The 18918-nt window shown below is 28.8% G+C and carries 15 protein-coding genes; 12 read left to right on the top strand and 3 right to left on the bottom strand.

Features of this window, described 5'->3' with window-relative positions; genetic code table 11:
* Nucleotide 1 precedes the first annotated feature (1 nt).
* Together rpsB and tsf are read left to right on the top strand one after the other, a co-directional pair.
* Nucleotides 2–817 (top strand): 30S ribosomal protein S2, encoded by an 816-nt coding sequence (gene rpsB, locus BHAMNSH16_RS00840; RefSeq protein WP_008725173.1) that lies wholly within the window; start codon nt 2–4, stop codon nt 815–817.
* A 49-nt stretch (nt 818–866) separates the two neighbouring features.
* On the top strand, nt 867–1721 hold the full coding sequence (gene tsf / locus BHAMNSH16_RS00835; protein WP_008727023.1) for a translation elongation factor Ts: 855 nt from the start codon (nt 867–869) through the stop codon (nt 1719–1721).
* 126 nt (nt 1722–1847) lie between these two features.
* On the opposite strand, the gene BHAMNSH16_RS00830 is transcribed toward tsf, so the two are convergent.
* Genes BHAMNSH16_RS00830 through BHAMNSH16_RS00820 form a run of 3 tightly spaced genes read right to left on the bottom strand, consistent with a single transcriptional unit; the run spans nt 1848 to nt 6436 of the window.
* Complete coding sequence (locus tag BHAMNSH16_RS00830; protein ID WP_008727025.1) at nt 1848–3209, bottom strand: tetratricopeptide repeat protein; 1362 nt, start codon at nt 3207–3209, stop codon at nt 1848–1850.
* 14 nt (nt 3210–3223) lie between these two features.
* Complete coding sequence (locus BHAMNSH16_RS00825; protein WP_069732188.1) at nt 3224–4255, bottom strand: hypothetical protein; 1032 nt, start codon at nt 4253–4255, stop codon at nt 3224–3226.
* A gap of 9 nt (nt 4256–4264) precedes the next feature.
* On the bottom strand, nt 4265–6436 hold the full coding sequence (locus tag BHAMNSH16_RS00820) for an alpha-hydroxy-acid oxidizing protein (RefSeq protein WP_008731721.1): 2172 nt from the start codon (nt 6434–6436) through the stop codon (nt 4265–4267).
* Nucleotides 6437–6636: 200 nt separating this feature from the next.
* Between BHAMNSH16_RS00820 and BHAMNSH16_RS00815 the strand changes: the two genes are divergently transcribed.
* From BHAMNSH16_RS00815 to BHAMNSH16_RS00770, 10 genes are all read left to right on the top strand, one after another.
* Nucleotides 6637–7986 carry a hypothetical protein gene (locus BHAMNSH16_RS00815; RefSeq protein WP_008731723.1) on the top strand — a complete coding sequence of 450 codons (1350 nt, stop codon included), beginning with the start codon at nt 6637–6639 and terminating at the stop codon, nt 7984–7986.
* A 155-nt stretch (nt 7987–8141) separates the two neighbouring features.
* A complete protein-coding gene (locus BHAMNSH16_RS00810) occupies nt 8142–9485 on the top strand; it encodes a sulfatase family protein (protein WP_069732189.1) in 1344 nt (447 codons plus the stop codon).
* A 345-nt stretch (nt 9486–9830) separates the two neighbouring features.
* Entirely contained in the window at nt 9831–11153 is a 1323-nt protein-coding gene (locus BHAMNSH16_RS00805) for an ABC transporter substrate-binding protein (RefSeq protein ID WP_008726777.1), read from the top strand.
* Between the two features lie 114 nt (nt 11154–11267).
* Nucleotides 11268–12590: an extracellular solute-binding protein gene (locus tag BHAMNSH16_RS00800; protein ID WP_008726776.1), complete on the top strand. Its 1323-nt coding sequence runs from the start codon at nt 11268–11270 to the stop codon at nt 12588–12590.
* 222 nt (nt 12591–12812) lie between these two features.
* Entirely contained in the window at nt 12813–13670 is an 858-nt protein-coding gene (locus tag BHAMNSH16_RS00795) for a carbohydrate ABC transporter permease (RefSeq protein ID WP_008726775.1), read from the top strand.
* Nucleotides 13667–14500, top strand: coding sequence for a carbohydrate ABC transporter permease (locus tag BHAMNSH16_RS00790; protein ID WP_008726773.1), 834 nt, complete (start codon nt 13667–13669; stop codon nt 14498–14500). The genes BHAMNSH16_RS00795 and BHAMNSH16_RS00790 overlap by 4 nt, the downstream gene beginning before the upstream one ends.
* 221 nt (nt 14501–14721) lie before the next feature.
* Nucleotides 14722–16146, top strand: coding sequence for a sulfatase family protein (locus BHAMNSH16_RS00785; protein WP_008726772.1), 1425 nt, complete (start codon nt 14722–14724; stop codon nt 16144–16146).
* Between the two features lie 43 nt (nt 16147–16189).
* Nucleotides 16190–17230, top strand: a complete 1041-nt coding sequence (locus BHAMNSH16_RS00780; RefSeq protein ID WP_008726771.1) for an ABC transporter substrate-binding protein — start codon at nt 16190–16192, stop codon at nt 17228–17230.
* Nucleotides 17231–17267: 37 nt separating this feature from the next.
* Nucleotides 17268–18101, top strand: coding sequence for an ABC transporter permease (locus tag BHAMNSH16_RS00775; protein WP_008726770.1), 834 nt, complete (start codon nt 17268–17270; stop codon nt 18099–18101).
* A gap of 12 nt (nt 18102–18113) precedes the next feature.
* Nucleotides 18114–18908: an ABC transporter permease gene (locus BHAMNSH16_RS00770; protein WP_008726769.1), complete on the top strand. Its 795-nt coding sequence runs from the start codon at nt 18114–18116 to the stop codon at nt 18906–18908.
* The last annotated feature ends 10 nt before the right edge of the window (nt 18909–18918 follow it).

Here is an 18918-nt window from a genome sequence, read left to right as displayed (position 1 = left end):
TATGTCATTACCAGTTATGAAAGACCTTTTAGAGGCAGGCGTACATTTCGGACACCCAACTAGAAAATGGGATCCTAGAATGAAACCTTTTATTTTCCAAGAGAGAAATGATATTTATATCATTGACCTTATGAAAACTTTAACTTATGTTAAAAAAGCTCATGAAGCAGTAAAAGAAATGGCTAGAAACGGCGGAAATGTTCTTTTCGTTGGTACTAAAAAACAAGCCTCTCAAAGCATTAAAGAAGCTGCTGAAAAATGCGATATGTACTATGTTAATAATCGCTGGTTAGGAGGTATGCTTACAAATTTTGCTACTATCAAAAAAAGTATTGCTAGACTTAAAAAAATAGAAAAAGAAGAAGTTGACGGTACTTTTGATAAACTTCCTAAAAAAGAGGTTATACTTCTTCTTAAAGAAAAAGAAAGATTAGAAAAAAACTTTGCCGGTATTAAAGATATGGAAAACTTACCAGATATGCTTTTCGTAATAGATCCTATGCAGGAAGCTATTGCTGTAAGCGAAGCTAGAAAATTAGGAATACCTGTAGTTGCAGTTGTTGATACTAACTGTAACCCTGAAGTTATAGATTATCCTATACCTGGAAATGATGATGCTATAAGAGCTATAAGTTTATTTGCAGGTGTTGTTGCTTCTGCTGTTATAGAAGGTCAGAATGAAGCAGGAAAAGAAACATTAGCTAAGCATGACAGTTCTTCTGAAGAGCCTGCTGAAGAAGTTTACGATAATAGTGCTACAGAAGCTGCTGAGGCTGTTGCTGAAAAATATGGTGTTTCTCAGGAAGATGATGAATAATTAATATAATTTGTTAATAATAAAATATTTAATATAAAGGAAAAAATTGATGGCAAATATTAGTATGGATACTATTAAAGAGCTTAGAGAGCGTACCGGCGTAGGTATAATGGACTGTAAAAAAGCTCTTCAGGAAACTGACGGCGATATGGATAAAGCTATTCGCCTTCTTAAAGAAAAAGGTGCGGCTGTTGCTGCTAAAAAGAATGAACGTATTGTTAAAGAGGGTTCTATAGGTTTCTGCATTAATGATGATAGAACTAAAGCTGCTTGTATAGAACTTCAATGTGAAACTGACTTTGTTGCTAAAAATGAATTATTCATCAATTTAGCCAAAGAAATTGCTAATACAGCTATGGGTTTAGATGATGTATCTGTAGAAACAGTTCTAAATGCTAAAGGTTCTAATGGCGATACTATTCAAGGTATGATAAATGAAGGCATACAAAAATGGGGTGAAAAAACTGTACTTGCTGAAGCTAAAGTTATGAAAACAGATGGATTCTTTGGTACTTATGCTCACTTCAATAATAAACTTGTTGCTATAGTAGAATTTGATGTTAAGCCTAAAGGCAAATGTCAGGAAATAGCAGATCAAATAGCTATGCATGTTGCTAGTGAAAAACCTCTAGCTTTGAATAGGGAAGGAATAGATTCTAATGCTGTTAAAGAACAGAAAGAAATCTTTGAAAAACAAGTAAGAGATGCAGGAAAACCTGAAAACATGATAGAAAAAATTGTTGATGGTAAAATGAATTCTTGGTATTCTGAAAGCGTTCTTATAGATCAAAAATTATTTACTGACAATAAAATAACTATCAAAAGTTTAATAGATGAAATCTCTAAAGAAGCAGGTTCTAAGGCTACTATTAAAAACTTTGTAATTGTTTCATTAGGTTTATAATCAATAAAAAATTAAGCGGATTATTATTTTTTAATAGTAATCCGTTTTATTTTAATAAAAATAAAAAAGGTTATGACTTGTATCATAACCTTTTTTAATGAGTATAATAAATGAGTTATTAATTTCTTAATCGCTGAATGATATAACACCTTCAATAATCGCTTCAAATCTTTCAGGTTCAATAATCATTACAGTATCATCTACTTTCAAATTAGGTGCGAAATCTCCTATACTTATCAAGAAAGAGTGAGCACTTTTGTATTGTCTTGCATATTCCATAAACTGATCCACTGTATCCTGTCTCATAGGATATCCTGAAGTATCTAAGGCAAATGTACTCTTATATGACTGTCCTTCAGAACCGAATTTCTTAATAGTTACAAAGAATACTAATGTGTCAGATTTTTTAGTATGATCTGTAACTACATATCCATTTAAGGTCAATATTCTATAGAAGTATTTTTCAAGATATTCTATAATATCCATTTCCAATGCAGTTCTGAATGCATTATTCGCAATAATAGAACTGTAAGTTTTTAATTTTTGATCAACATCTAAGTATATATTTCTTACAGATTTAATTATTTCCCATTGCTTAACTGCCGCTTCAAACTGCTTATTTTTTACCAAAGTTTCAGCATATCTGTATCTTTCATCTACAACTTTTTCATTTGGTATATTTTCTTTAGTTAAAACTTGTCCGTAATATTCTCTTGCTTTACTGAAATTTCCTAGTTCATAATAAGAATTAGCAAGATTCAAAGATATAGCATCTTTATCAGATACTTCATTACTTTCATAAGCTATTTCCAATTCTTTTATTGCATTTTGGAAATCTCTGCTTGAAGATAATATTTCACCTAAAAGTAAATGGTATTGAGGATTTGAATTATCTAAAGCAATAGCTTTTTCTATATTCTGCTGAGCGGCATGATATGAACGAATTTTATAAAAACAAAATGCCAACATATATAATAACTGCGGATTACTGTCATTTTGTGCTGCAGCTAATGATAAATATTTTTGTGCCTGAACCCATTCTTCATAATTATAGCATACAAGTCCTGCTTTATATAATGAATCATAATCCTGATCCCTAATTTTAGTAATCATATCATATTCATCTATAGATTTTTTACTGTTTCCTGTTTGTTCATATATTTTTGCTAGAAACTCTCTTACATTCAATTCTGTTAATTCTTTTGTAAAATAAGCTCCGTCTATCATATTTTGAAGTGCCGCCATAGCCAATATATATTGCTGCTGCTTATAATACATATTAGCAGTCATCCATAATATATTAGCATCTTTTTTATATTTAGGGTCTAAAGTATTAATTTCTCGCATGGCTACATCATAGTTTTGTTCATTATAAGCCTGAACAATTTTTTTCAGTTTAATAGGGTATGAGCCGCTCTTTATAACATATTGAGTAGCAAAACCTAATAAAACAATTAATACTAATATTACAATTAATGAAGCTTCCACGGTTCTTATCCCTTTTATTCATAATATATAACTGGACTTCCAGTTTCTTCTGATTCATTTAAAGCATCTTTGATTTTTTTCATCATATTGTCTTTAATAACAAATACAGAGATCTTATTTGATATATTATGAGAAAAATCAAATCCGCTTACAGCTATAGATACATTAATATCTACAGATTCTTCATTGTATTCAAAATTATAATTTTTTAATGCTTTAAAATATCTTTTTGTAGCTTTCCAAGCCTCTTCTTCATTTGCAAAAATTACAGAGTATATAATACCTTCATAAAGCATGCATTGATTTTCACCTATTCTGGCATTTTTCTTTATTGCTTTTATAAGTTCATCTTCTAATTTTTTATAAGCAGTATTTCCGTATTCTTCTCTTATAGAGCTGGCATTTGATATTTTAAAAGCTATTATTCCAATAGCATGCTTATATCTTTGTGAAAATGCTATTATGTTTTTGATAGTGCTTGAAAATATTTCATATTCTGATTTATCCATTTTAACAACTTCATAATCACTATTTTCATCATTATCATCTTGTATTATATTATCTTCTATACTGTAGCCTAAATTATATAATATAGTTTTATACATAAATATAATAAGTTTTTTCAAATTATATGATAGCTGTATAGATATAAAAAACAATCCTATTGCTAATATACTGCTGTAAAATGTGTAATCTCTTTTATATAATAATTTTTGTATTTCTGGAACATAGCTAAGAGATAATATTAATATTATAGAAGTAACTGCAAAAAAAAGTAAATTTTCTATTGTTTTAGAAACACCTGTATAACTTTTAGTAGGCTGCATTAATACTATAATGAAAGCATATAATATTGATATTCCAATCCATATCCATACCCAAACATCAAGAGCATATAATAGGTAAACAAAAAAATTCTGAGTATTAGGCGATATCAATAATATGTATATAGGTATAATTACAGCACTATATATCAAAGTACATATCATAGCAGCAAAAAAGCCGTATATATATGATTTAGATAAGTTTATTTGTTTATCTTCCATAAATAGTTCCTAATTTTTTCGCCATATTGCATTATTAAATTTAAGTTTAGGCTGACCGAATACTTTCATCATTTTTTCTAATTCTATTTTATTAGAATAGATAGCATATTCAAGTCCTTTTCTGCCTTTACTTATAGCAGCAATAAAACTTTCTTCTGTTATAGAAACTGCATTAGCTCCTAACATAAAATATTTAAATACATCAGCCCCATATCTAGGAGATTCAGCAAGCCATAATAACTGCATTTTATGACTATTATGCAAATTACATGTTACTCTATTAATAGTATCGGCAACTTTTTCCATACCTTTTAATGCATACCTATTATTATTTGAAAAATATACAGCATTTGCATGTGCTGAATTAATATTATGTATATCATTTTCATTAGATATCCCTTTAATTATTACAGGTATATCTATTTCTTTTATTAGTTTGGACAATTCTTTTTCGCTTCTTATATGTATCTTATTATTGGAATTAATATTATAACAATATGAGAAATCTATTCCAACAGCACAAGCACCATTCTTTTCAGATTCTCTTAATCTTTGAAGTAAAACATCTTGGGTATTATTACCGTCAATCATAATAATACCTCTTTTTTTATCTTTTACAGTTTTTACAGATAATTCAAATAGTTCTTCATTATTAAAATCATTTAATATAGCCAATACTTCGCAGTTAGAAGCACTATCCATTATAGTTTCATAATATTCTCTTATATCCATTATGCCGTCTATTACTTCTGTTAAATTATGTATGGTATCTATAATGACAGGATGAGAAACATGAGTATTAAATAATGTTGTTTCTAATTTTACTTCTTTTTCTTCATGTATAATACTTGGATTAAAAGAATAATTTGAAAGTCCTGTTTTTTCATCTATACTATCTTTGAATAGGTAATTTGCATTATGTTTTGATGCTAATTTTTCCTGGGCTATTCTTTTTATTTCTTCTACTGTTATACTTTTTTCATCTGTAAGTTTGAAATGGACAGCATTTATAGCCTTATTTGCTATTGCTACAGCCTCATCTCTTGTTTTCCCTACAGTTATAACATTACCTGCTTTTTCCAAGTTATTTGTAGGTGTTACTAATATATCGCCTGTTTTTGTTTTTATAAATACTTCTTTAACACCTTCTATTTTTTTAGCATTTTCAACCCCTTCAATAGATTCTATTATTCCTGTACCCGGAAGAAATGCTTTTTCAACGGAAACTTTATCCCATTTGGGTTTTAAATCGCTTGGAGGATTTCCTAATGCTATTTCTATTGCATTTTTTATTAGATTAACACCTGTAGAAAGAGGGTAGGTATAGGCACTCATAAATCCGCCGGATAATCTTGCTGCAATTTCTCCTACCATAGCACCATTTTTTGTTACTTTTATATCTCCTTTAGCAGCTCCTATTTTGAGATTCAACGCTTTTATACCAGCTTTCATTACATTTATGGCATCATCTATCTTTTCTTTTTCTAATGCAGAAGGCATAATATGACCTGTTTCTATGAAAAATGGAGGAAACTCTATTATTCTGTCAGCAACTCCTGTAACATATATCTCATCATTATATATAAGCATATCAATAGATAGTTCCGGACCGTCCATAAACTCTTCTATTATTACTTCCCCAGAAGGCGAAGCACTTTTAGCTCTGTTAAATGCCGCTAATATATCGCTTTCACTTGATACTTTCATTACACCGCGAGCCCCCATATTATCAGCAGGCTTAACAACAACAGGAGTATTTAAATGCTTATATGCTTCCATAGCCTCTTCATAATTCCATACAGGAAAGAAATTCGGCTGAGGTACATTGTTCTTTTTGAATCTTTCACGCATTCTTATTTTATTTGATGCAGCATAAGCATCTTCAAATCTATTTCCCGGAAGTCCTAAAGCGTTGGCAACTGCCGCAACAGTAGAAGAAGCATCAGTACCTACAGTTATAACTCCATGTATTTCCATTTTCTGACTTAAATCTCTTGCCGCTCTTACGCTTCCATCAACATCTCTAGTAGAAACTACCATAGGATAATCAGCTATTTTCATTCCATGTGCATCTTTATTATAATCAAATACTATTGTGTAAAGTCCCATTTCCTGAGCTATTTGTATTGCAGGTACTTGCAATAAGCCAGCACCTATTATTATTATGCGTTTGCCTTTCATTTTGGTATTGCCTTTTTTATTCAGTTTAAAATATTCCATTATATAGTATTATTAGTATCGAAATTTTAATACTAAACTAGAGAATTTTTAACTATTTGTATTAATATTATTGAGTTTTAGTAAATATATATTATAATTCTAAGCAAATATATTTTATTAATTATTTTCATTAAAAAAATATTATTTTAGGTATAATTAAAATGAAGAAACTACTATTTATCTATTTAACTATTGCTATGACATTTATAGTCTCATGCAGTAACAAAGTTTTAAATCCGTCAGAGAGTATTGATGGTATAACTTATTATGATCCTAACAATGCAGAAATAAGTAAATTTAATGCTATTGTTTTTATAGGTGCTGATCTTTATAGTATTAATACAGAGTTTAAAAAAATTGCTGAATCGGATAATGCTATAATTTATATTCAAAATGGTCAATCATTTGATATGAATAATGTAAAGAAATTATTTACTAAATTTGAAGCAAATTATGATGAGGAAATAAGAATATATGGTGAACCAATATCTTTTCCAAGTATTAATGATGATAAAATGGTATTCTTGATATATAATTTTTATCCTAATTCAGAGCCTGGAGATTTTGCAGGTTTTTTTTATGGAGCCGATTTATTTGACTACGAGGCAACTGTTAATAAAGGTAAGTATATGTATATAAATATTAATGGTATAAATAATCCTGATGCCGTAGTTGGTACAATGTTACATGAATTTCAGCATTTAATTAATGCTAGCGTAAATTTAATAAATTCAGGAAATGAAATGGATTTATGGCTGAACGAGTCACTTTCAGAATCAACATCTGTTTTATTTGAACCTTTGACAGCCGATTCTAGAATAAGATTTTTTAATAGATTTCCTTATTATTCTTTTTTTTCTTGGAAGATTAATGAAATTATTGGGAATATAAATACTGAAAAAAGTTCTATTAATTCTCTTTATTTTAGTTATTGTTCTTCGTCAGTATTTATGAGATGGATTAACCATATAGGCGGTAAAGAAGCTATTAGAGCCATAGCACATTCAAGTCCTTCATTAGACTCAAAAACTAGATTGGTTAATTCTGTTCAAAGTTTAAATATTGGTAATAGTGTAGAGGAGATATTTATTTCTTGGATAAAAGATATATATAAAGATAATCTTACAGATGTTAAAGTTCAAAATATCCCATTTGATACATTTGTTAATTCTTTATCAGATCCTAGTAAAGGATTGCCTTTGGCACCTGGAGGATTCATTATTTATGATGCTGATGAATATGATTTGAATAATCAGGAAGTTAAAACAGAAGTTTTGGATTCTCAAAATAATATTTATTTAGCATGGAATGGTAATTTTAATTCTGTTAGTAGTTTAGGGGAAGTTAATCCTAATGATGTTATATGGATTAATGCAATAAATATTTCTTCTTCTGCATCATCTTTATCAAAAAGCGAAATGTTTAGCTTTGATTATTTCAAATATAATAAAATTTATATAGATAAAGTATTAACACCTGAAGAAGTTATGAAAGCTAAATCTAAAGAATAAATATTAATTAAATATTTCATAAAATTAGGCTGCTGTTTAATAAATAGCGGCCTAATTATTATTTTATAAAATAAAAAATAATAATATTGACAATTAAATGTTTTATTATAATATAATATAAGTAGAAATAAAATAATAAATTATCAGGAATTTTTATGAATAAAAATATAATATTTATTTTTTCAGATCAGCAAAGATGGGATACAATGGGAATTTATGGTCAAAAATTAGATACCACACCAAATTTAGATAGATTGGGTAAGGAATCTACAATATTTGATAATGCATTTACTTGTCAGCCTGTATGCGGACCTGCAAGGGCATCATTACAAACAGGGCTATATTCTACAAAAACAGATGTATTTGTCAATGCTATTCCGTTAAATGAAAATATAAAAACAATAGCATCATATTTTTCAGATAACGGTTATCAAACTGCTTATGTCGGTAAATGGCATTTAGCTTCAACAGGTATAGGAAATGATGGATCTAGTGAAGATTATATATATAATCCTATACCGGAAAATAGAAGGGGAGGATATAAAGACTATTGGGTAGTTTCAGATGCACTAGAATTAACCTCTCATGGATTTGGAGGGTATTTATTTGATAAAGATATGAAAAAAGTAGAATTCAATAAATATAGAGTTGATGCTGTTACTGATTATGCCATTGATTTTTTAGATAATAGAGAAAAAGATAAACCATTCTTTTTATTCATTTCATATTTAGAACCTCATCATCAGAATGATAAAAGAAGATATGAAGGACCTGAATATTCTAAAGAAAAATTTTCAAATTTTGAACTTCCTAAAGATATTGAATCACTTGGATGCGGAGATGCTAAAGAAAATTATGCTGATTATTTAGGTGCTTGTCATTCTATAGATTATAATTTTGGAAGAATAAGAGAAAAATTAGAAAAATTAAATATTTGGGATAATACTTATATAGTATATACAAGTGATCATGGTTCTCACTTTAGAACTAGAAATAAAAATATGCCTAAAAACGGACAAGATGATTATAAAAGAACTTCTGAAGATGCTGCAATACATATACCTCTTATTATAAAAGGAGGAGAATTTAATACAGGAAAAAGAGAAGAGAAATTTGTTAGTTTAATAAATCTTCCTCCTACTTTACTAAAAATGGCTGGTATAAAATATCAGGATATGGATGAAATATCTATACAGGATATTATAGATGATAAAAATTATAAAAATATAGTATTTTTACAAATAAGTGAAAGTTTTGTTGGAAGAGCTATCAGAACAGAAGACTATTCATATTGTATATATGATCCTGATAAAAATCCGCTTAAAGATAAAGATAGTTTAACATATAAAAGTTACTCATTATATGATTTAAAAAAAGATCCGTATCAATTAAATAATGTTGTTAATGATGAAAGTTACAAGGATATTAAAATTAAATTAGAGGATATTATAAAAGAAAAAATTAAAAATATAGAAAAATTGGATGTTAAAATAGATTAATTTTATTAGTAAAATATCATTTTTATAGTTTTAGAACAATTATTTTATAATATTAATAATTGTTCTAATTTTTTTATAATTTAGTATTATTAAAATTAATTGCATATTAGATTTTTTCTATTTCTTCTTAGTCTCATATAAATTTCTAAATTATATAGAATTCATTATAACATAAAGAAATAAAAACTCATCAAAATTAAATTCCGTATTAATGCTGTAAAATATTTTTTTGACTTTAATCATTTTATGTATATACTATAATATTATAGTTATTATATTTTACTAATGAAACTGATATTTAGCTTATTTTATAAAATATATTAATAAAAAAAGGAGAATATGATTATGTTAAAAAAAATACTTGTTATTGTATTCAGTATTTTGGCTATTATTTCATGCTCTAAAAAGACATCTAATACCAATGCTGATGCTTGGACAGAAATAACTCCGGATACAGAAACTACCATAGAAGTATGGGCTTGGAATATAGGGGCTAATCATTTAGAAGATACTATTTCTTCTTTTAATGCTAAATATCCAAAAATTAAAGTTAATGTTACTGAGTTTGGAGGTCCTCCAGCTTTAAAACAAAAATTATTTGTTACTTTAGGCGGAAATTCTGAGTTGCCTAACTATGTACAAATAGAGGATCCTGATATAGCATTGATAACTGAACAATATCATCAATACTTTTTAGATTTGAAAGATCAAATGCCTGATAATTGGAGCAATGTTGTAGAACCTTCAAAAATATCTACAAGTTTTGATTCTACAGGTAAGCAAGTAGTTATGCCTTGGGGAATAGCTCCTGCTGTATTATTTTATAGAGCAGATTTATTTGAAAAAGCTGGTATAGATATTAATAGTATAGTAACTTGGGACGACTTTATAGAGGCAGGAAAAAAACTTCAGGCTGCTTTGCCTAATACTAAGATGATAGGTTTCCCTTATACTGTAGGATTTTCATCTCTTATAAGAGCTACTATGCTTCAGCTAGGTACAGATTATTTTTCTAAAGACGGAAAAATAGCTATTGCTTCAGAAGCTGGTATAGAAGGAGCTAAATTAATACAGAGATTTGTAAATGAAGGTATAGCTTTTGATACAACAGATTGGACAGGAACTATAAGAGCCTCAAAAACAGATGATATAGCTACTATTCCTTATGGAATATGGTGGGGAGGTACTTTAAAAGATCAAGCACCAGAAATGAAAGGAAAATGGAAAGCTACTTTCCTACCTGTATTAGTTGAAGGACAGAAAAGAACTTCTATATGGGGCGGGGCTTCAGGCAGTATAATAAATTGCGGAGATCCTGTAAAACAGACAGCTACTTTAGAATTTGCTAAAAATGCTATATTGAGTGTAGAAAATCAAATGATAGCTTTCAAAAAATACGGATTATTACCAGCATATACACCTGTTTATGAAGAAGAAGAATTCTATGAAGAAGATCCTTATTTTGGTAAAGGTTTCAATGAATTAATACCTCAATTAAGTAAAGAAATGCCTTTGGTAGCAAAATATACAGAAGCATTTCCAGATGCACAAACTTTAATGGAATCAGCTTATCAGGATTTAGTTAATAATAATGCGGATCCTGCAAAAACTATGGAAAATGTTGCTAAAGAATTGAATAATTCTACAGGTATAGAAATAGCAAAATAAAATTATGTTATAGCAGTTAGTTTATAAATAATAAACTAACTGCTAGTTAGCAGAGATACAAATTATTTTTTATAAATAAATTTGATATTTAATTGGAAAAAGGAGAACTTAATCATGTTAAAAAAAATACTTGCCATTGTATTTAGTATTTTGGCTATTATTTCATGCTCTAAAAAGACATCTAATACCAATGCTGATGCTTGGACAGAAATAACTCCGGATACAGAAACTACTATAGAAGTATGGGCTTGGAATGTTGCCGCCAATCATTTGAAAGATACTATTTCTTCTTTTAATGCTAAATACCCAAAAATTAAAGTTAATGTTACTGAGTTTGGAGGTCCCCCAGCTTTGAAACAAAAATTATTTGTTAGTCTAGGTGGTAATGGTGAGCTTCCTAATGTTGTACAAATGGAAGATATTGATACTCCTCTTATTACAGAACAATATCATGAATATTTTTTAGATTTAAAAGATCAAATGCCTGATAATTGGAGTAATGTTGTAGTTGCTTCAAAAATATCTACAAGTTTTGATTCTACAGGCAAACAAGTTACAATGCCGTTTGGAATAGCACCTGCAGCTTTATTTTATAGAGCAGATTTATTTGAAAAAGCAGGTATTGATGTTAATAGTATAGTAACTTGGGAAGATTTTATAGAAGCAGGTAAGAAATTACAGGCAGCATTGCCTAATACTAAGATGGTAGGCTTTTCATATACTACAGGTTTTTCTTCCTTCATAAGAGCTATGATGCTTCAGCAAGACAGAGACTATTTTGATCAAGATGGAAAAATAGCAATATATTCAAAGGAAGGAATAGAAGCTGCAAAAATGATGCAGAGATTGGTTAATGAAGGCATAACTTTTGATACAACAGATTGGACAGGTACTATAAGAGCCTCAAAAACAGATGATATAGCAAGTATACCTTATGGAATATGGTGGGGTGGCACTTTAAAAGATCAGGCACCAGAAATGAAAGGTAAATGGCAGGTTACTTACTTACCTGTATTAGCAGAAGGACAGAAAAGAACTTCTATATGGGGCGGAGCTTCAGGCGGAATTGTAAATGTAGGAGATCCTGTAAAACAAACAGCTGCTGTAGAATTTGTTAAAAATGCTATGATGACAATAGACGGTCAATTAATAGCATATAAACAATATGGTTTAATACCTACATATTTACCTACTTATGAAGATGCTAAATTCTTAGAAGAAGACCCTTATTTTGGAAAAGGTTTTAATGAGTTATTAGGTGAATTAGTAAACCAAATGCCTTTATCAGCTAAATATACAGAATCATTCCCAGAGGCACAAACACTTATGGAATCAGCCTATCAAACTATAATCAATGATAAAGCAGATGTAGAAAAAACACTTCAAAATACTGCTGAACAGTTGAAAAATAGTACAGGCGTAGAAATGGCTAAATAAACTAATTGTTTATAATAGTTTTATAACAGTTAGTTTACTTTGTATATATGTGAACTAACTGTTTAATTTTTTAATTAAATGCATTTTATTAATTAAATATATTTTTTGTAAAATTTTATATTAATATGTAAAAATTATTTTTTAAATTGTATTTTATTATCTTGTATTATACATTATGAAATAAACTTAATTCTAATATACTTAAATGCTGACGGAGGAATAATGAAGAAATATTCAAGAAGATTCGGATTCTATTTATCAATTCCTGTTATTATTACTTTAATATTATTCAATTTTTGGCCTTTTATTGAAACAATTGTATTGAGTTTTATGACGCAGAGAAGAGGAGAGTTTTTATTTAATGGAATAAAAAATTATCAAAGACTTTTTGGTGATAATATATTTAGGGCAGCTATAGTTAACTCTTTTATATTTTATATAATAAGACTTCCTATAATGCTCATTACTTCTACATTATTGGGAAGTATTATTCATAGAGGTGTAAAGAAATTAAAATCTTTTTTTGAAGCATCTTATTTTATACCAGTTTTAGTTGATGCTGTTGCCTACAGTATGATATTTTTACTTATATTTCAGGATAGAGGAGTAATCAATTTTGTACTATCTAAATTTGGAATAGAAGCTATACCTTGGCTTAAACAAACTATACCGGCAAAACTTCTTATAGTAATAGCAGTTTCTTGGCGTTGGACTGGTTATAATATGATTTTATTCCTTGCTGCTATGCAGAATATACCGGAAGATTATTATGAAGCAGCAACTATAGACGGAGCTAATTCTTGGCAGAAATTTTTATATGTTACATTGCCTTCTTTAAAACCTATAATTTTATTTACTACTATAATGTCTACAATAGGTACATTGAATTTATTTGAAGAGCCTTTCCTTCTTACAAATGGAGGACCTAATAATGGTACAATGACCTTGGGGCTTTATATATATAATCAGGCATTTGTTTCATTAAATATGACTTATGCCGCTACGATATCAGTTCTAATATTGATTATAGTTGGAACTTTAACTTTCTTGCAGTTGAAATTAGGAGATAAAAAATCATGAGAACTAGTAAAAAAAATAAAATAATCACAATATTATTATATGTATTATTATCAATAGGAGCTTTTTTCAGTATATATCCTATTTACTTTATGTTTGTAGCAGCAACAAAAAGTTCAGGAGAAATATTTATGAATACTCCTCCGATATTTTTTGGAGATTATTTCTTTGAAAATTTGAAATCTCTTAGCAATAGAATTCCTATATGGACAGCATTATTTAATTCTTTAAAAGTATCAATAATATTTACAGTTATTAATCTTCTTTTATGTTCATTATCAGGATATGCATTTGCTAAATTTGATTTTAAAGGCAAGAATTTTTTATTTACTTGCGTGCTTCTTTCTATGATGATACCTGTTTACAGCAGATTAATACCTTTATATAGAATGATGACATTTGTTAATCTACAAAATACACATATTGCACTTATATTGCCTGGTTTAGCCGGAGCATTTGGTGTATTTTTGATGAGGCAGAATTTTGTTAGTATACCAGATGCTTTGATAGAAGCTGCAAGATTAGACGGAGCAAGTGAAATATATATTTTTGCTAAAATTATCATGCCTTTAATGATACCTTCTCTTGCAGCTTTAGGAATATATATTTTTATGGGACAATGGAGTAATTTCACTTGGCCTTTAATAATTTTGAATACAGAAAATATGTATACATTGCCTGTGGCACTTTCTGTATTAAAAGGTGATACTCGTATAGATTACGGGCAAATTATGGTTGGTGCAATTTTTGCAGTACTTCCTGTTTTGGTAGCTTTCCTATTCTCAAGTAAGTACTTTATATCAGGACTTATGGGAGGAGCTGTAAAAGAGTGATATAAATAATAAAATTAATTGATTTGAGCAGCCTATATTTATAGTTATATTGCTGTGAATATAGGCTATTATAATAATATTATCAATTTGTATTAAAATTTATTCAATACAAATAATAAAATAAAAAATAATTAATAAAAAAATTGACAATGTATTATTTATTTACTATACTATAAATATAAAATGTTACAGTACACGCAAAAAATAAAAGAGATTAAAAAATGGATAATAAAAAAACAAATATTATATTAATAACAGCTGATCAAATGAGAGCCGATTCTATAGAATATGTAAATGATGAAGTAAAGACACCGGTATTAAATGAATTAGCTGAAAATGGAACCGTATTTATAAATTCTTTTTGTACAAGTCCTGTATGTACTCCTTCAAGGGCATCTATTTTTACAGGAAGATATCCAATGAATATAGGGGCTTGGAATATAGGTACAGAATTAAATGAAGATGAAAAAACTTTGGCTGATTATTTGAAAGAAGAAAACTATTTTAATGTAGCTTCAGGTAAAATGCATTTCAGACCTCAGTTAAAAAATCTTAATTGGGAATTTGAAGATGTAGCAAAAAGAGATAGAGTAAGAGAAAGAGATAAAACATATTATGGATTTGATATAACACATATAACAGAAGATGATAAACAAGGTGAGTATTTAGATTTTGCCAATAGCCATGGATGCAATTTAGAAACAGGTAAAGGATATGATGGAGTTAATCCTATACCTGAAGAATTTCATCAAACTTATTGGACAGCCCAGAAAGCTATAGATGAGATAGAGAATTATAATTTTGATAATCCATTATTTATGTGGGTAAGTTTTGTTGATCCTCATCATCCTTTTGATCCAATAAAAAAATATTATGATATTTATAAAGATATTAATCCTAAAGAGCTTAACAGTAAATTAAAATTAGATAGCAGAAGACCAGAATATTTAACTAAGCAAGGAGACAGAGGTTATTGGCCTGGCGGCGGTGAAGAACATGATTATAGTGAAGAAGAGATAAAAGAGATAAAAAGACTTTACTACGCTATGATAAGTTTTATAGATTCGCAAATAGGAAGAATTATAGAAAAGTTAAAAGAAAAAAATGAATGGGATAATACAATAATAGTATTTACGAGCGATCATGGAGAATATTTAGGGGATTACGGACTTTTAAGAAAAGGTCCTTTTATGTATGACTGTCTCATAAAAACTCCTTTATTATTTTATGGTAAAGGCATAGTAAAAAATAGAAGCGATGAAATAATAGAAAATGTTGATATAGTTCCAACAATATTAGATATGTTAGGAAAAGAAATACCTTATGGAATACAGGGACATAGTTTAAAGAATATTTTGACTGGAAAAGATAAAAATAAAACATATAAAAAGGGAGCAGTAATTACTTATGATGCCCATGATAGAGGCATATTTATAAAGACATATAGAACTAAACAATATAAACTTTCAATATTTTTAGATGAAGAGTATGGTGAGTTTTATGATTTGGAAAAAGATCCTAATGAGGAGAATAATTTATTTTTTAATAAGGAGTATGATGAGATAAAAAATAAACTATTATTAGAAATGTGTCATAAGATGATAGAATGCAGTGATCCTCTAAATAAAAGATATGCTAGTTGGTAATTATTTTATTTATAATAAATTAACAATTTTAAGGAGATATAAAATGAAAAGAACAGTGAAAATTATTACTTCATTAGTTTTAATTACATGTTTATTTTTATTAGCTTCATGTGCTAATAAAGGCTCATCATCTTCTAATGATGCCAAAACATTGAAAGTGGCTGTAATGCCGTTTTTAAACTCTGTACCTATTGAGTATATGATAAATAATAAATTAGATGAAAAATATGGTTTTAAAATTGAAACTGTATATTTTCCATCAGGCGGACCTATGAACGAAGCATTAGGTGCCGGCTTATGGGAAGTTGGTACTTTAAGTGCTGCTTCTGTTTATTCTTTAGCTAATTATAATGCTCATGTTGTTGCTGATATAGGACACTCTGAAGGCGGAATAGAAGTATTAGTTAATCCAGACTCTGATATTTTAACTGTAAAAGGTGTTAATAAAGACTTTCCAGAAGTTTACGGAGATGCTGCTACACTAAAAGGAAAAACTATAGCTGTACCTACTGGAACAATATCACATTTGAATGTTATACATTGGCTAAGAGCTATAAATGTTGATCCTAATACAGTTAATATAGTTCATATGGAATTCCCTCAGGCATATCAGGCTTTAAAAGCAAAAAAAATAGATGCTGCAGCTTTAAATCCTCCTACTTCTTTTTCTGCTGAAGCTGACGGAATGAAAATAGTTTCAAGTTTAACTACATTAAATATACCTCAGTTTGACTCAATAATAGTATCAGATGAAGCATTTAATAATAAAAAAGATACTATAGTTTTATATATTAAAGCATTCTTAGAAGCATGCGATGCTTTGCAGGCAGATACTAATATGGCAGCAGAAGAATTATTAAATTGGTATACAAAAAATGGATCAAGCTCTACTATAGAAGCATGTCAGTCTGAAGTAGCTACTCGTCCTTTTGTTACTACAGAAGAAATTAAAAATATAAAAATAGGGGATTCTGTAAGAGTAACAGCTGACTTCTTTGCAAGCCAATCACTTATTACAGAAGATAAACTTCCTGTTGTTGATAAAAATGTGGATACTGAATTATTAAATAAAGCATTAAACTAATATAACAATTTTTATAATCTTATAAAGGACTTTATAAATGGAAGAGAATATAATAATTAATCCATCACTTAAAGAAAAAGAAAAAATCGTCATAGCAAACAAAAAAAGAGATAGAAATAAATTTTTTCTTATATCTGTAATATCTGTTGTAATATTTCTTATAATATGGCAGTTAATAACAGATGTATTTAAATTATTTCCTTCATATTCTCTTCCAAGTCCTTATACAGTTTTTAAATCCTTTATTTACAAACTTACAAACAAAGCACCGGATAATGGTACATTATTCCAGCATATATTAGCATCTTTGCAAGTAGCATTAACAGGTTATTTTTTAGGTGCTGCTATAGGAATACCTCTAGGAATATGTATGGCTTGGTTTAGTAAATTTAATTTAGTAGCAACTCCTTTGTTCGATCTAATAAGACCAATACCTACTATAGCATGGATACCTATGATGATATTATGGTTTGGTATAGGATTAGGAGCAAAATCAGCAATAGTATTTATGTCTGCTTTTGTGCCTTGTGTTATTAATACATACAGCGGAATAAAAGCTACTACTCAGGTACATTTATGGGTTGCTCAGACTTTCGGAGCTTCAAGGGGACAAATGCTTAAAGAAGTTGCAATACCTACAGCTTTACCTTATATATTTACAGGACTTAGGGTATCATTGGGGGCTTCTTGGACTTCACTATGTGCTGCTGAAATGCTTGCTGCAAGCAGAGGTTTGGGATTTATGATACAGTTAAATAGACAGTTAGCCAGGGCTGATTTAATAATAGTTGGTATGCTCACAATAGGTGCAGTAGGTGCTATTCTATCAGTGGGATTAGGATATTTAGAGAAAAAATTTGTTAAGAGATGATAAGGGGCATTTATGAAAGATAAAAAAAGAATTAAATTATCTGATTTTGAGAAACCTATTTGGGCAATCATATCCATAGCAGGATTTTTGATAGTATGGCAATTATTAACAACTTATACCCCTATAAAAATAACTACACCTAAACCATTAGAAGTATTTAAATTTTTAATATGGAGTATAAATCATAATATAGGACAGCAGACTATATTAGGGCATGTACTAATAAGTATATTCAGAGTATTAGCAGGTTTTGCAATAGGTGCTGTAACAGGAATTATACTTGGTATATCTATGGGAGTAAATAAATATGTAAGGGCTGTAATAAGACCATTTTTTGAAGTATTCAGACAAATACCTCCTATAGCTTGGATACCTATGGCTATACTTTGGTTCGGAATAGGGGAGGTTCCAAAAATATTTATAATATTTATTGGTACTTTCGTCAATGTTACTTTAAACGCTTATGCAGGAAGTTCGCAGGTTAATCCTACTCTAATAGGTGCTGCTAAAATGCTTGGATCTAATGACAGAGATATATTTTTGCATGTTATACTTCCAGCTTCAGTACCTCAAATATTTAATGGTATGCAGGTAGGATTTTCAGTAAGTTGGATGGGTGTATTAGCGGCAGAAATGGTTAGTTCATTTGCAGGTGTAGGTTGGGTTATAATAAGAGGATCTGATACTGCAAATATACCTCAGGTTTTGGCTGGTATGATAACTATAGGTATAGTTGGTTTATTATTATCTTCTTTAATGAGATATATAGAAAAAAGATTAACTATTTGGAATTCTACAGGAATATAAAATTAATTTA

Origin of the sequence: Brachyspira hampsonii, assembly GCF_002214805.1 — a bacterium.
Lineage (GTDB): Bacteria > Spirochaetota > Brachyspiria > Brachyspirales > Brachyspiraceae > Brachyspira > Brachyspira hampsonii.
This window is presented reverse-complemented; position numbering and strand designations above follow the sequence as displayed.